Below are 12,989 nucleotides of genomic sequence, written 5' to 3'. Positions count from 1 at the left end.
GGATTTGCCCGCCGGCCGGCGGCCCCGCTCCTTGACCCGCCACCGGCCGCCCGCTGAGCTGGGCCGGCTCAGTGCGACGAGGAGGAACCCGCATGTCACCAGCCGTGTTCTCGGCCGTCCGGTCCAGGCCGCTGGCCACCACCGCGACCGCGCTGACCGGCCTGCTCGCGGCCGGCCTGCTGCTGGCCCTGCCCGGGCACGGCGCGCCCGCCAGCCGTCCGGTGACCACGGACGAGGCCGCCCGGCTCGCGCTCTCCCGGCTCACCAGTTACGAGGCCAGCCCGGTGCTGGTGGACATCACGGTGCCCAGCGACGGCACCCGCACCCTGGTGCACGGGCTGGTGGACTTCCGCGCCCACCACGCCGTCGGCTCCTACACCACCGACGGCGTCGGCGGACCGGGCCTGCTCGCCTGGGACGGGAACGGGGTCGGGGTCGCCCCCGGCAAGCAGCCCGCCGACCCCGGCCCGGCCGCCCTCGCGCTGACGGCCGACCAGATGCCCCCGCAGGCCTGGTCGCCGCGCGCCTACACCACCGACCGGCTCGACACCGCGCTGCGGCTGACCATGGCCGTCGCCGCCGACCGCCCCGACAACGCCGAGCTGCTCGCCCAGTCCGGCGCCCGCTGGCTGCGCGACGAGCAGCTCGACGGCCACCGCTACGGCGTCTTCTCCGGACCGCTGCCGCGCGACGCCGCCGCCGGGCAGTCGCACCTCGTCTACTGGGTGGACCAGGACGGGAACCTGCGCCGCCTCGAACTGCGCGGCGCCGACAGCGGTCCGCCGACCACCATCGACCTGACGGAGCGTCACGTCGACGCCCGGGTACCGGCCGCGCCCTGGGGCGGCTGACGGGCCAGCACCAGGGGCGGTGCGGGGGTTAGCCCCCCGGACAGGACGGGTGCTTCCCCCGTTCTTCGGCGGCGCCCCGCACAGCAGACTCGGGGCATGCCCACACCACAGCGGACCACCACCCGCCCCGCCCCCTCGGACCCGGCCGCCGCCGGCAGCGACTTCGCCCGGCTCAGCCGCCGGATCGCCGCCGCCGGGCTGCTGGACCGGCGGCCCGGCTACTACGCCGTCCGATCCGGCCTGGTGCTCGCGGCCTACGCCGGCGGCTGGTGGGGCGTGCTCGCGCTCGGCGACAGCTGGTGGCAGCTCGCGCTGGCGGCGGCGCTGTCCGTCGTCTTCGTCCAGGTCGCCCTGCTCTCCCACGACCTGGCGCACCGCCAGGTGTTCGGCAAGCGGCTGCCGAGCGAGATCGGCGGGCGGATCGCGGCGAACCTGCTGATGGGCATGAGCTACGGCTGGTGGATGGCCAAGCACACCCGCCACCACGCCAACCCGAACCACGAGGAGCGGGACCCGGACGTCGCGCCGGACATCGTGGTGTGGTCGCAGCGCCAGGCCCGGCAGGCCGACGGGGTGGCCCGGTTCATCGGGGCGCGGCTGGCCTTCCTGTTCGTGCCGCTGCTCCTGCTGGAGGGGCTGAACCTCAGCTACAACAGCTTCCGCGCGCTGCGCGGCCCCGCGGTGAAGCGGCCGTGGCTGGAGGGGGCGCTGCTGGTCGCGCACTTCGCCGGGTACTTCGGGCTGGTCTTCGCCGCGATGCCGGCCGGCAAGGCGGTGGCCTTCCTCGCCGTGCACCAGGCGCTGCTGGGGCTCTACCTGGGCTGCGTCTTCGCCCCGAACCACAAGGGCATGCTGATGGTGACGCCGGAGATGAAGCTCGACTTCCTGCGCCGGCAGGTGCTCACCTCGCGCAACGTGCGCAGCAACCTGCTGACCGACAGCCTGATGGGCGGCCTCAACTACCAGATCGAGCACCACCTGTTCCCGAACATGCCGACCCCCGCGCTCGGCCGCGCCGCCCGGATCACCCGCGAGTTCTGCGCCGAGCAGGGCATCCCCTACTACCAGACCGGCCTGCTGCGCTCCTACCGCGAGATCTTCGGCCACCTGCACCGCACCGGCGAGCCGCTGCGCGCCGACCACTGACGCGGCCTCACCCTGACGGGGCCTCACCTTTTGACGGGGCTTCAGCGCCGGTGCCGCCCCCGCCGGGGCTCGGGCACCGGCGCGGCCACGCCCGGCGCGGGCAGGAAGAGCCGGGCCACCTCGCGGCCGAGGTTGACGCCGATCGCCAGCGCCATCGCGATCGCCGAGGCGCAGCCCACGCCGCGCAGCCCCGCGTCGGAGCGGCCGCGGACGAAGGCCAGCAGCCCGAAGTAGAGCACCGAGCCGGGCAGCAGCGGGCCGAGCGCCGCCGTGATGTGCGGCAGCGTGGAGCTGCCCCGGACCCGGGCCATCAACTGGCCCGACAGGCCGACCAGCACGGCGGCCAGACCGGTGGCCATGATCGGCTCCCCGCCCGCCCGGACCACCACCCCGTAGGTGGTCCAGGCGGCGGCGCTGTTCAGCAGGACGGCGGGCAGCGCGCCCGGGTCGGTGTTCAGCAGCACCGCCCACCCCAGGGTGAGCAGCACGGCGGCGGTGAGCTGCAGCGGCGGGTCGGAGGCCCGGGCCGGCAGGTCCCCGGCCGCCAGGTCGGCGCCGTTGTTGACGCCGACGTAGAGCACCGCCATCACGCCGATCACCACGGCGATCATCAGGTACATCGATTCGAGCAGCCGGGCGGCGGCGGTGAGGTAGAAGCCGGCCAGGCCGTCCTGGGTCGCCGCCACCATCGGCCAGCCGGGCAGCAGCGCGTACAGCCCGCCGGTGATCACCACCGAGCCGCGCAGGTGCAGGCCGTTGAAGGAGAGCAGGATGCCGATCACGGCGGCCGGGGCCGCGGCCACCACGAAGCGGTAGAACTCGGGCAGGTCGTGCCGGGCCACCAGCGCCGCGAGCCGGTCGCCGGCCAGCGCCGCGAGCACGGCGCTGCCGAAGACCAGCCAGGCCCGGACATCGGCCCGCCCGCCGACCAGCAGGGTCGCGGCCCCGGCCAGCAGGGCGCAGGCGACCGCCTGGACCCAGCCCGGGTAGCGGCGGCCGCGCCGGCGCACCGCGGCCAGCCGGCGCTGGGCGTCGTCCAGGCCGATGCCGCCCGCGGTGATCTCGGTGACCAGCCGGAAGAGCGCGGTGAGCCGGCCGTAGTCGGCGGCCGGGCGGCGCACCGAGCACTCGGCCGTGAGCGGCGGCTCGGCGGTGCCCGGCTGGTAGCAGATCGCCACCCGGGTGAACATCACCTGCGGCACGCACGGGCCGACCCGGTAGGCGCGGGTGACGGCCAGCATGGCCGCCTCGACGTCCTCCGCCGCCTCGCCGCTGGCCAGCATCAACTCGCCGACCAGCAGGGCGAGGTCGAGCACGGCCGCGGCGTCGGCCGGCTCCGGCCGGTCCGACCCGGAGCCGTCGGGGGCCGGCGGGCGGGCGGTGCTCGGGGTGCGCAGCAGCGGCAGCACGCGGTCGGACCAGGCGCCGCCGTCCGCGCCCTCCCCCGAGGAGACCGGCACGGCCTCGGCGGTCGGGCGGGCCTGTTCGCGGGCCGGGGCGGGGGCCGGGATCCGGTGCCGTGCGCCCCGGGAGCGGGGCGCCCGCCGGTCGGAACCGGCGCGCGGGCCGGGCTGCTCGTTGTCGGACATCACCACTCCCTGGCACGCCCCCCAGGTCGCTCATCGCTCCCAGACGGGATGTCCACTGTGAAGGGTGCGTGAACGCCCTGCGGCCGAACCGGGCCGACGGGCCGGAGCGCGCCGGGGCGTGCACGCCCGGTGGCCTCGAACGCGCCGACGGGCCGGTTTCGCGGCCCGAACAACCACAACCGTCCCGAACGCCTCGTCAGAGCCCGAACAGGCGCGCCGCGTTGTCGTGGCAGACCGCCCGCAGCCAGTCGGCGCCGAGGTCGAGGCGTTCCAGCGCCTGGAGCTGGTGCAGGTAGGGGTAGGGGATGTTGGGGAAGTCCGAGCCCAGCAGCACCCGGTCGCCGAGCGCGGCCAGCCGGGGCAGGGCGCGGGCGGGGAAGGGCATGAAGCCCTCGCTGAAGTCGGTGAAGGCCATGGTGGTGTCCAGGCGCAGCTCCGGGTGGCGCTCGGCCAGGTCGAGGAACTCCTCGTACTCGGGCATCCCCAGGTGGGCCACGATCAGCCGCAGCCCGGGGTGGCGGGCCAGCACCCGCGCGATCGGGTCCGGGCCGGTGTGCTTGCCCGGGGCCGGCCCGGACCCGCAGTGGATCACCACCGGGACGCCCGCCTCGGCGAGCAGGCCCCAGGCGGGCCGGAGCAGTTCGTCGGCCGGGTCGTAGGCGCCCACCTGCACGTGCGCCTTGAAGACCCGGGCGCCCGCCTCGACGGCCTCGCGCACGTACTCCTCGACCCCGGGCTCGGGGTAGAGCGTGGCGGTGTGCAGGCAGCCGGGGGTGCGGGCGGCGAACTCGGCCGCCCAGCCGTTCAGCCAGCAGGCCATGCCGGGCTTGTGCGGGTAGAGCATCGCGGTGAACGCCCGCACGCCGAACAGCTCCAGGACGGCGCGCCGCTCCTCCTCCTGGTGCCGGTAGGTGATCGGCCAGGCCGTGCCGCCGGTGAGCGAGCCCTGGGCGTCGAAGTAGGCCCAGACCTTGCGCAGCACCCGCTCGGGCATGAAGTGGGTGTGGACGTCGATCAGCCCGGGGAGACCGAGCCCGCCCCAGAACCGGCGGATCGCGGCGGCCTCGGCGGTCACGTCGTGGGTGCTGCTCGCGTACGTCTCGTCGGTGGCGTCGGTGGCGTCAGGGTGATCGTTCATGCCGATCACCTTCGGGCCTCGCGGGGGGACGCGTCCAGCCCGGGGCGGCGGGTGACGGTGTGTGAGGGATAGAAGGCGCCGGGAGTGGGCAGAAGCTCGGCATGGCCACCCAGGTCGAGGAGGTGAGGGAGATGGCCGGGATCAGAGTGGTGAAGCGCCCCGCTGCGCAGCGACCGCGGCCCCCGCTCGACCTGCGGACGCCGTCGGGCCGTCAGCTGCCGTACTGAGGCTGCCTGCTGGGCAGGATCGGGAGAGGCTGCCGCACACGGAAATCCGACCCTTGATCAACGGTTCTCGGCGACCCCGGAGTTCACTTCGGGGCCCGCCGTGACCTGGTCAGGGGAACAGCACTATGGTCGGAGGTCGAACGCGTCGTCCGACCGGCCCAGCAGGCCAGGCGACCCCTCGGGAAGAAGGAGCCGCCGTGGCGACCCACCGCCGTCCGAAGCAACCGAGCCGTGCCCGGGTCGTGGTGCTCACCGCGGCCACGGCGGCCACGGTCACCCTCTCGGTGCAGGGCGCGTGGGCCGACCCGAAGCCCTCGGTGGACGACGTCAAGTCGCAGCTGGACGGTCTGAACGCGCAGGCGGAGAAGGCCACCGAGCAGTACGACGGCGCCCAGGAGAAGGCGGCGGCGCTGCGCGTGAGCTCCTCGCAGCTCCAGGACGAGGTGGCCCGCACCCAGGCCCAGGTCGACCAGTTGCAGCAGGGGCTCGGCTCGGTGGCCGGTCAGCAGTACATGCAGGACGGGCTCGACCCGTCCCTGCAGCTGGTGTTCACCGCCGACCCGTCCGGCTTCCTCGACCGGGCCGCCACCCAGCAGCAGGCGGACATCAGCGAGGCCGGCGCCCTGAAGGCCCTCCAGCAGGCCCAGCGCGCGCTCAACCAGCAGAAGCAGGACGCCGCCACCGAGCTCGCCGAGCTGGACTCCACCACGACCGCACTGCAGACCGCGGCGAGCCAGGTGAAGGCCAAGCTCCAGCAGTCGCAGACGCTGCTCAACTCGCTCACCGCGAGCCAGCGGGCGGCGGTGCTGGCGGCCGAGCAGCAGGACGGCGGCGGCGGCGCGGCCTCGCGCGGCAGCACCCGGGCCGACCTCTCCGCCCTGCCGCAGGCCTCCGGCCAGGCAGGGTCCGCAGTGAGTGCCGCGCTCAGCCGGCTCGGCGACCCGTACGTCTGGGGCCACACCGGTCCGACCACCTTCGACTGCTCCGGCCTGATGCAGTGGGCTTACGAGCAGGCCGGCGTGCAGCTGCCGCGCACCTCCCAGGAGCAGGCCGGGGTGGGCATGTCGGTGCCGAGCCTGGCCCAGGCCCAGCCCGGCGACCTGGTGATCTACAACGCCGAGGACGGCCCCGAGGGCCACGTGGGCATGTACCTCGGCAACGGCCAGGTGGTGCACGCGCCGCACGCCGGCGCCGTGGTGCGGATCATGGCGGCCGACGCGATGCCGATCGCCACCATCCGCCGGATCATCTGACCGGTCCGGCCTGCGGCCCGGGAGCGGGGACCGGTTCCGCCGGCCGCGACGGCAACGGGGCCTGCGTGCCACTGACGCCCCGTGCCTCGTCGAAGCAGGCCCGGGCCGCCGCGGACTCGCCGAAGTGGGCGTGGATCCACCCGGTGGCCACCAGGGTGTCGGCCGCTCCGCCGGTGTCGCCGACCTGTCGGCGCAGCGTCAGCGCCTCGGCCAGGCTCGCCAGCGCCTCGTCGCGCCGGCCGAGCGCGCGCAGCGTGTCGCCGAGTTCCTCCAGCGCGATGGCGACGTTCGTGAGGTAGCCCAACTCGCGGCAGATCGCCAGGACCTGACGGCACACCGCCTCGGCCGCCGGATAGTCGCCGGCGGCCCGGTGGGCCGCGGCCAGCCCGCTCAGCAGCGGCGCCTCGCTGCGCGCGCTGCCCGAGCGCCGGAACAGGTCGAGGGCGCGGTGGGCGTAGTCCAGGGCCTCGGCGGGCCGACCGGTTCCGCCGTAGGCCCGGGAGAGGTTCGCGTAGACGCCCGCCCGGGCCTCCAGGTCCGGCTGCGACTCGAAGTGCGGGAGGCACTCCAGCAGGCGGGCGAGGCTGTCCTGGTACCGGTACGCCAGGCGGTGCGCCACGCCGAGCCGGAACAGCACCCAGGCCCGGCCTTCGCGATCGCCGTGCGCCCGGGCCGTGGCCAGCGCCTGGTGCAGGCAGTCGTCCCAGACGCCGGTCCACCAGTAGGTGGTGGCGTAGCCGAACAGGTTGAGCGCCAGCCGCCAGGCCAGGTCGGGGCGCGGGCCGAGCGCGGCCCGGCCGATGGCCTCGCGCAGGTTGGGCAGCTCCCGCACGCACCAGGCGAGCGCCTGGGCGGCGTCCGCGAAGTGCGGCACCCGGTCGGGCGGGCCGGCGGTGAACGCGGGCCCGGCGGCCATGCCGGGGGCGATCGTCGAGCTGGCGGCCTGGCTGGCGGCGGTGTACCAGCCGAGCAGCCGCAGCAGGGCCGCCTCGGCGACGGCCGCCGGCTCCTCCGCGGCCAGCCGCTCGGCCGCGTACTCGCCGACCAGGTCGTGGAACCGGTACCGGCCGGGTGCCGGGTTCTGCACCAGGTGGACGTCGCCGAGCAGCCCGAGGAGTTCGGTGGTCCGGCCCACCGGGCCGTCGACCAGGGCGGCGACCGCCTCGGCGGTCAGCCCGTCGCCGTGCCAGCGGCCGAGCAGCCGGAACACCCGCGCCGCCTCGCGTTCGCGCGCGTCGCCGCTGTCGCGCAGCATCCCGTAGCCGGCGGCGAAGGAGGCCTGGACGGACAGGCTGCCCGTCGCGAGCGCCTGCAACCGGTCGCCGCCGCCGTCGAGTTGCTCCGCCAGCGTGCGCAGCGGCCAGCCGGGCCGGACCCGCGCCTTCGCCCCGACGATCCGCAGGGCCAGCGGCAGGCCGGCGCAGGCGTCCAGGATCCGGGCCGCCTCCCCGGCCTCGGCGCGGATCCGGTCGGCGCCGCAGAACGCGGCGAGCATCTCCCGCTGCTCCGCCTCGTCGAGCGGCTCCAGCACCAGGCGGTGCCCGCCGGGCAGGTCGGGCAGCACGTTGCGGCTGGTGATCAGCACCGAGCAGCCGGCCGAGCCGGGCAGCAGCGGGAGCACCTGCGCGGCGTCGCGGGCGTTGTCGAGCACGATCAGCACCTGCCGACCCGTCAGCAGGGTGCGCAGCAGGGCCGCGCGGCCGTCGGTGTCGCCGGGGATCGGCACGCCGGGGCCGGCCGGGGCGTCGGAGAGGTCGCCGAGGAAGCGGCCGAGCAGGTCGTGCGGGTCCTGGCTGGTGCCCAGGCCGAAGCCGTGCAGGTCGGCGAAGAGCCGGCCGCCGGGGAACCGGTCGTGCAGCAGGCGTGCGGCGTGGACGGCGAGCGCGGTCTTCCCGATCCCGCTCATGCCGGTGACGACGGCGATCCGCGGGCCGGTGTCCTCCGGCTGGGGTGCGAGCAGCTCGACCAGGGCCTTGACCTGCTCGGCGCGGCCGGTGAACTCGGCTGTATCGGCAGGTAGTTGGGACGGGGTCGGCCGACCGGCGGCGGGCCGCGCGACCGCCTGCCCGGTCTCCTCCGCCCCGGCAGCGCCCTCGCCGGTCGGCGCGGCGCTCTCCTGGCCGACTCGCAGCAGCGCCGGATCGCCGGTGAGCAGCGCCTGGTGCAGCTCACGCAGGGCCTGGCCCGGATCGGCGCCGAGCTCCTCGGCCAGCGCGCCGCGCACCCGCTCGAAGGCGAGCAGCGCCTCGGCCTGCCGGCCGCTGCGCTGGAGCGCCAGGATCAGGTGCCCGTGGAAGACCTCGTGCAGCGGGAACTGCGCCGTCCGGGAGCTCAGTTCGGGCAGCAGGGCGGCGTGGTTCCCCAGCCGCAGCTCGGCCTCGGCGTGCCACTCCAGGGCCTGGAGGTGAGCCTCCGTCAGCTGCCGGGCGGCGGCCCGGACGCCGTCGGCGGCCAGGTCGGCCAGCGGCTCGCCCCGCCACAGGGCCGCGGCTGCGGCGCTGTGGCTGCTGACGGCGGGCCAGTCCTGCCGCGCCCAGGCCTGCCGGGCCAGGTCGAGCCGGGCGGCCTGCTCGTCGACGTCCAGCTCCCCCGGGGCGACCCGGAGCAGGTAGCCCCCGGGGGCGGTGTCCAGCCGCGCTGCGGTCTGCTCCTCCAGCAGACGGCGCAGCCGCATGGCGAGGTTGTTGAGCGAGGCCCCGGCGGTCGCCGGCACCCGCTCGCCCCACAGCTCGGCCGTCAGCCGCTCGCGGGTGAGCACGCGGTTGGCGCTCAGCAGCAGTGCGGCGAGCATGGTGCGGGCCTTGGCGGAGCGCAGCGGCACCGCCCGGCCGTCCGGGTCGAGGACCGCGAGGGGCCCGAGCAGGGCGAAGCCGAACCGCGTCGGTGCCGCCGGCTGTCTCGGACCGCCGCTTTCGGCTGTGCTCTCCCCCATGACCGGAATGCTACCCGGCGCCGTCCACACCGCTCCCACCAGCCGTTACGCGGGTGCTATCCGCTTGTTAGCGGGTGGCGGCAGGCTGGTCGGACCGGCCCCGGAGCGGGCCGCCGAACACGCATGCGGGGAAGGCACTGTGGCCAGGATCGTCGAACTCACCTCTTACCCGGTCAAGGGCTGCGCGGGCCTGACGACCCGTGACGCCGAGGTGACCGCCGCCGGGCTGCGCCACGACCGCGCGTTCATGGTCGTCGACGGCGACGGGGTGTTCCGCAGTCAGCGACGCGATCCCCGGCTGGCCCTGATCCGCCCTCGGCTCGATGCGGACGGGACGCGGCTGACGCTCTCCGCGCCCACCGGCGGCTCGGTCGTCGTCCCGGTGGACTCCTCGTCCCCGCGCCGGCCGGTGGAGCTGTTCGGGGCGCCGTTCACCGGCATCGACCAGGGCGAGGAGGCGGCCGCCTGGCTCTCCGCCTTCCTCGGCGTGCCGAGCCGACTGGTCCGGGTGCCGCCCGAGCACGGCCGGGTGACCGACGGGCTCGTGCCCGGCACCTCCGGCTACGCCGACAGCTGCGCGGTGCACCTGCTCTCGCTCTCCTCCCTGGCCGAGCTGGACGCCCGGCTCGCCGCCGGGGGCGGCGCGGCCGTGCCGGTCGGCCGGTTCCGCCCCAACATCGTGGTGGACGGCTGGGACGAGCCGCACACCGAGGACCTCGCGCGCACCCTCACCCTGGGCTCGGTCGAGCTGGCCTACGCCAAGCTCGCCATCCGCTGCTCCGTCACCCTGGTCGACCAGCACTCCGGGCGCAGGCGCGGCCCCGAACCGATCCGCACCCTGGCCGGCTACCGGCGGGCCGACGCCGGCGGCGTCGCCTTCGGCGTCAAGCTCGCCGTGGTCCGGCCGGGCCGGCTGTCGGTGGGTGACGAGGTGTCGGTGCACGCGTGGGGCCGGTCGGAGCTGCGGGCCGCCGCGCCGGTGCGCTGACTCGCCGCGTCGGTGGCTCAGTGCTGCCGCCAGCTGGGGTCGGTGGCGAGGGCGGTGAGCTGGTCGGCCGTCAGCACGGGCCGGCCCGGCTGGAGGTCGTAGCCGTTGCTGCCGTTGGTCTCCGCGATGGTGACGCCGGTGCCGTCCGCCAGCATGGCCTGGACCGTCACGCGGGTGGCGGTGGCGTCGGCGGCCGTGGTGGTGGTGATCACGCTGCTGCCGTCGGCCGTCCGGGTCAGCTGCTGGCCGGGCCGCACGCCGCCCTCGAAGGCGCGCCGGGGGTCGCCGGCGCCCTGCTCCAGCCGGGGGTCGACGGTGATCACCAGCACGCTGGTCCGCCCGTCGGCGGTGACCGTCAGGTGGGCTTGGCCGGTGGTGGTCTGCGGGGTGCTGCCGTTGTCGTGCTGGAGGCCGGCGGGCAGCAGGCGGTCCGCGACGGCCAGCAGGGCGGCCGGTCGGGGCGCCACCGGTCCGGCGGCCTGCCCGGGGGGCGGGGAGGCGACCGGCCGGGCCGCGGCGACCAGCCGGTTCCAACTGCCACTGGTCACCACGGTGGTCAGTTGATCGGTGGTCAGGGCCGGTTCGGGCCTGCTCAGCGGCGGCATCGCGGTCGGCGAGTTGTACTCGTCGAGCCGGACCTGGCGCCCGTCGGTGCCGGTGTACACCGCGCTCCAGTCGCTGACCGGGGTGGCGGCGGTCGGGGCCGACTTCTCGACGACCAGGATCGAGCCGTCCGGGCGGACGGTCCTGGTGCAGCTCGCGACGGGCACCATGAACGGGTCCGGGCACTGGGTGCCCACGGCGTCCTCGTCGAGCCGCAGTCCGACCGTGGCGGTGGTCAGTTCGAGCAGGGTCCCGCCGTGGCCGTCGTCGAAGACCAGGCGGGCCGTCGGGCCCGCGCCCGTCCCGTAGTCGAGGGCCTCCTGGCCGGTGATCCGGCCCGCCGGGAGCAGGGCCTCCAGGACGGCGGTCGCGGGCCGCAGCTCGGGAGCCGTTGTGCTCGGCCGGCCGGCCGGCGCCACCGGGTCACCGCCGGGCCGCAGTTGGACGGCGGTCACGGCGGCCACGGCCAGCACGGCCGCGCCACCGGCGACGGCGGCCCGGCGGCGGGCGGTGCGGCGGCGACCGCGCCGCTCGCCCGCGTCGGCCAGCAGCTCGCCGGGGGTGTCGGGGGCGAGGTCCGCGGCCTCGCGCAGGAGTTCGGTGATCGAGTCGTCGGAGGGCATGGCGCAGCGGCCTTTCTCGGCAGGGCTATCGGCAGGGGAAGGGGAAGGTGTCGGAGTCCGACGGCGGGTCAGGGACGCGGCAGTTCGTCGAGCTGGTCACCGAGCACGGCGCGCAGCCGCTCCAGCGCCCGGCTGGTGCGCGAGCGCACTCCGCTGGCGCTGAGCCGCAGCACCTCGGCGGTCTCCTCGGCGCTGCGGTCCTCCCAGAACCGTAGGACCAGGACGGCGCGGTCCTGGACGGGCAGTTGGCCGAGCGCGCGGAGCAGGGTCAGGCGCAGGTCCGGGTCGGGGTCGTGGACGGCCGTCTCGGCGAAGGTGTCGGTGACCTGCTCGGTGCTGGCACGGCGCCGGCGGTGCGAGAGGAAGGCGCGGAGCAGCACGGTCTGCGCGTACCCCGCCGGGTTCTCCATCCGGGACACCCGGCGCCACTTGCCGTAGATCCGGCCCAGCGTGTCCTGCGCGAGGTCCTCCGCGAGGTGCGCGTCACCGCCCGTCAGCAGGAAGGCCGTGCGCACCAGTCGGCGCCCCATCGCGGTGGCGAACGCCCGGAACTCCAGTGGCTCCAGCGGTGCGGTACTCGTCGTCGTGCGGTCCATGCCTGGTAAACGCGCTGGGGGCGGCGGCGCGTCCCGCGGGGGTCGGCTCCGGTGCGTGGATCGCCTCCTCCGCGTCTCGGTCAAGTTGACGGGCCCGGCCGGGTCGACGAACTCTTGCCCTCCGGAGGTCACGACTCCACGATGCGCGGGCTGGCGAACGTCGAGTTGTCGATGACGATGTCCATCATCGGGATCGGGTCGACTTCCTGAAGATAGATGCGCTCTGCCACCAGATACCGGTTGCGGTGGATCGACTCCGCATCGCTCCCGGCCCAGTCCTGATCACGGTCAGCACCTCGCTGAACGGACAGTTCCGCATCTACCTGCAGCCAGACACGGAAGTCCCAGTACTCGTTGATCTCCGGCCGGAAGGCGAAGACGCCATCCACGATCAGCACCGCATCCGAAAAGAGGGACGTCCGGTCTGAGGAATGGTCCTTCTGCGTCAGCGGGTCGATGCTGCACAGCGCGCACGACGTTGCCTCCGGCGACCGGGAGGGCTCAAGCAGCAGCCGCTTGACCGCGTCATAGTCGTACGCGTTGCGGTAGTACCCCTCACCTGACTCCCGGTCATACAGGTGCCGGTCCTTCCACGGCTTCTTGAAGTCATCAAGGGTTGCCCGGAGCACGGGCCGTCCCGCAGTACTGATCCGCTCAGCCAATTCGTGCCCGAAACTCGTCTTGCCCGCAGCGGTGAAACCGTCGATCCCTACCATCAGACGGCCCTGGCCGAGGGCAAGGATCCGCTTCGCGATCCGTTCGACCAGCGCAGTGCGTTCGTGAGAGGTCGTCGGAGGACACGGCTGCTGCCAAGTCGAAACCGAATGATGCACGCCCGCCCGCTGCTGTCCCATGAGGCGAACCTATCGGCTCCCTCAGCGGCGAGAAAGATCGCCCTGCCCGCCCGCCCACGGAGGAACGGGCAAGCGCACAGTCGCCTCCCCACCAACTCATGGGCACGGCAACGCCAACCCGCCCTACAGCACCCTGCGGATCAGCTCCGCCGCCGGCACCGAGGCCTACCTGGACCTCCCGCTCGGCTG

Annotated in this window: 10 protein-coding genes; 4 read left to right on the top strand and 6 right to left on the bottom strand. The window is 75.0% G+C overall.

Features of this window, described 5'->3' with window-relative positions; all coding sequences use genetic code 11:
- The first annotated feature begins 92 nt into the window (after positions 1 to 92).
- Together FHX73_RS41325 and FHX73_RS41320 are read left to right on the top strand one after the other, a co-directional pair.
- Entirely contained in the window at positions 93 to 851 is a 759-nt protein-coding gene (locus tag FHX73_RS41325) for a hypothetical protein (protein ID WP_145911223.1), read from the top strand.
- A gap of 96 nt (positions 852 to 947) precedes the next feature.
- On the top strand, positions 948 to 1,997 hold the full coding sequence (locus FHX73_RS41320) for a fatty acid desaturase family protein (protein WP_145911222.1): 1,050 nt from the start codon (positions 948 to 950) through the stop codon (positions 1,995 to 1,997).
- A 41-nt stretch (positions 1,998 to 2,038) separates the two neighbouring features.
- Here the strand turns inward: FHX73_RS41320 and FHX73_RS41315 are convergent, their stop codons facing one another.
- Entirely contained in the window at positions 2,039 to 3,586 is a 1,548-nt protein-coding gene (locus tag FHX73_RS41315) for a threonine/serine exporter family protein (RefSeq protein ID WP_145911221.1), read from the bottom strand.
- Between the two features lie 196 nt (positions 3,587 to 3,782).
- Positions 3,783 to 4,724 (bottom strand): amidohydrolase family protein, encoded by a 942-nt coding sequence (locus tag FHX73_RS41310; protein ID WP_145911220.1) that lies wholly within the window; start codon positions 4,722 to 4,724, stop codon positions 3,783 to 3,785.
- Positions 4,725 to 5,148: 424 nt separating this feature from the next.
- Here FHX73_RS41310 and FHX73_RS41305 point away from each other — a divergent pair, with 424 nt between their 5' ends.
- Positions 5,149 to 6,204: a C40 family peptidase gene (locus FHX73_RS41305; RefSeq protein ID WP_145911219.1), complete on the top strand. Its 1,056-nt coding sequence runs from the start codon at positions 5,149 to 5,151 to the stop codon at positions 6,202 to 6,204.
- On the opposite strand, the gene FHX73_RS47455 is transcribed toward FHX73_RS41305, so the two are convergent.
- Entirely contained in the window at positions 6,197 to 9,136 is a 2,940-nt protein-coding gene (locus tag FHX73_RS47455) for an AfsR/SARP family transcriptional regulator (protein ID WP_145911218.1), read from the bottom strand. The genes FHX73_RS41305 and FHX73_RS47455 overlap by 8 nt on opposite strands.
- A gap of 139 nt (positions 9,137 to 9,275) precedes the next feature.
- Here FHX73_RS47455 and FHX73_RS41295 point away from each other — a divergent pair, with 139 nt between their 5' ends.
- A complete protein-coding gene (locus tag FHX73_RS41295) occupies positions 9,276 to 10,124 on the top strand; it encodes an MOSC domain-containing protein (protein WP_145911217.1) in 849 nt (282 codons plus the stop codon).
- Positions 10,125 to 10,141: 17 nt separating this feature from the next.
- Here FHX73_RS41295 and FHX73_RS41290 read toward each other — a convergent pair whose 3' ends face one another.
- The 3 genes from FHX73_RS41290 to FHX73_RS41280 all read right to left on the bottom strand — a co-directional run bounded on the left by FHX73_RS41290 (position 10,142) and on the right by FHX73_RS41280 (position 12,800).
- Entirely contained in the window at positions 10,142 to 11,350 is a 1,209-nt protein-coding gene (locus FHX73_RS41290; protein ID WP_145911216.1) for a hypothetical protein, read from the bottom strand.
- Positions 11,351 to 11,418: 68 nt separating this feature from the next.
- Positions 11,419 to 11,946: a SigE family RNA polymerase sigma factor gene (locus tag FHX73_RS41285; RefSeq protein WP_145911215.1), complete on the bottom strand. Its 528-nt coding sequence runs from the start codon at positions 11,944 to 11,946 to the stop codon at positions 11,419 to 11,421.
- A 128-nt stretch (positions 11,947 to 12,074) separates the two neighbouring features.
- Positions 12,075 to 12,800 (bottom strand): nucleoside/nucleotide kinase family protein, encoded by a 726-nt coding sequence (locus FHX73_RS41280; RefSeq protein ID WP_145911214.1) that lies wholly within the window; start codon positions 12,798 to 12,800, stop codon positions 12,075 to 12,077.
- Between the last annotated feature and the right edge of the window lie 189 nt (positions 12,801 to 12,989).

Source organism: Kitasatospora viridis, from assembly GCF_007829815.1.
GTDB classification, from domain to species: Bacteria; Actinomycetota; Actinomycetes; order Streptomycetales; family Streptomycetaceae; genus Kitasatospora; species Kitasatospora viridis.
The sequence above is the reverse complement of the archived record's forward strand: the minus strand, read 5'-3'. Positions and strand labels throughout refer to the sequence as shown.

Coding starts and splice junctions, on each gene's coding strand:
- FHX73_RS41290 (WP_145911216.1), bottom strand. CDS start 11,350: ATGCCCTCCGACGACTCGATCACCGAACTCCTGCGCGAGGCCGCGGAC.
- FHX73_RS41310 (WP_145911220.1), bottom strand. CDS start 4,724: ATGAACGATCACCCTGACGCCACCGACGCCACCGACGAGACGTACGCG.
- FHX73_RS47455 (WP_145911218.1), bottom strand. CDS start 9,136: ATGGGGGAGAGCACAGCCGAAAGCGGCGGTCCGAGACAGCCGGCGGCA.
- FHX73_RS41325 (WP_145911223.1), top strand. CDS start 93: ATGTCACCAGCCGTGTTCTCGGCCGTCCGGTCCAGGCCGCTGGCCACC.
- FHX73_RS41320 (WP_145911222.1), top strand. CDS start 948: ATGCCCACACCACAGCGGACCACCACCCGCCCCGCCCCCTCGGACCCG.
- FHX73_RS41315 (WP_145911221.1), bottom strand. CDS start 3,586: ATGTCCGACAACGAGCAGCCCGGCCCGCGCGCCGGTTCCGACCGGCGG.
- FHX73_RS41285 (WP_145911215.1), bottom strand. CDS start 11,946: ATGGACCGCACGACGACGAGTACCGCACCGCTGGAGCCACTGGAGTTC.
- FHX73_RS41280 (WP_145911214.1), bottom strand. CDS start 12,800: ATGGGACAGCAGCGGGCGGGCGTGCATCATTCGGTTTCGACTTGGCAG.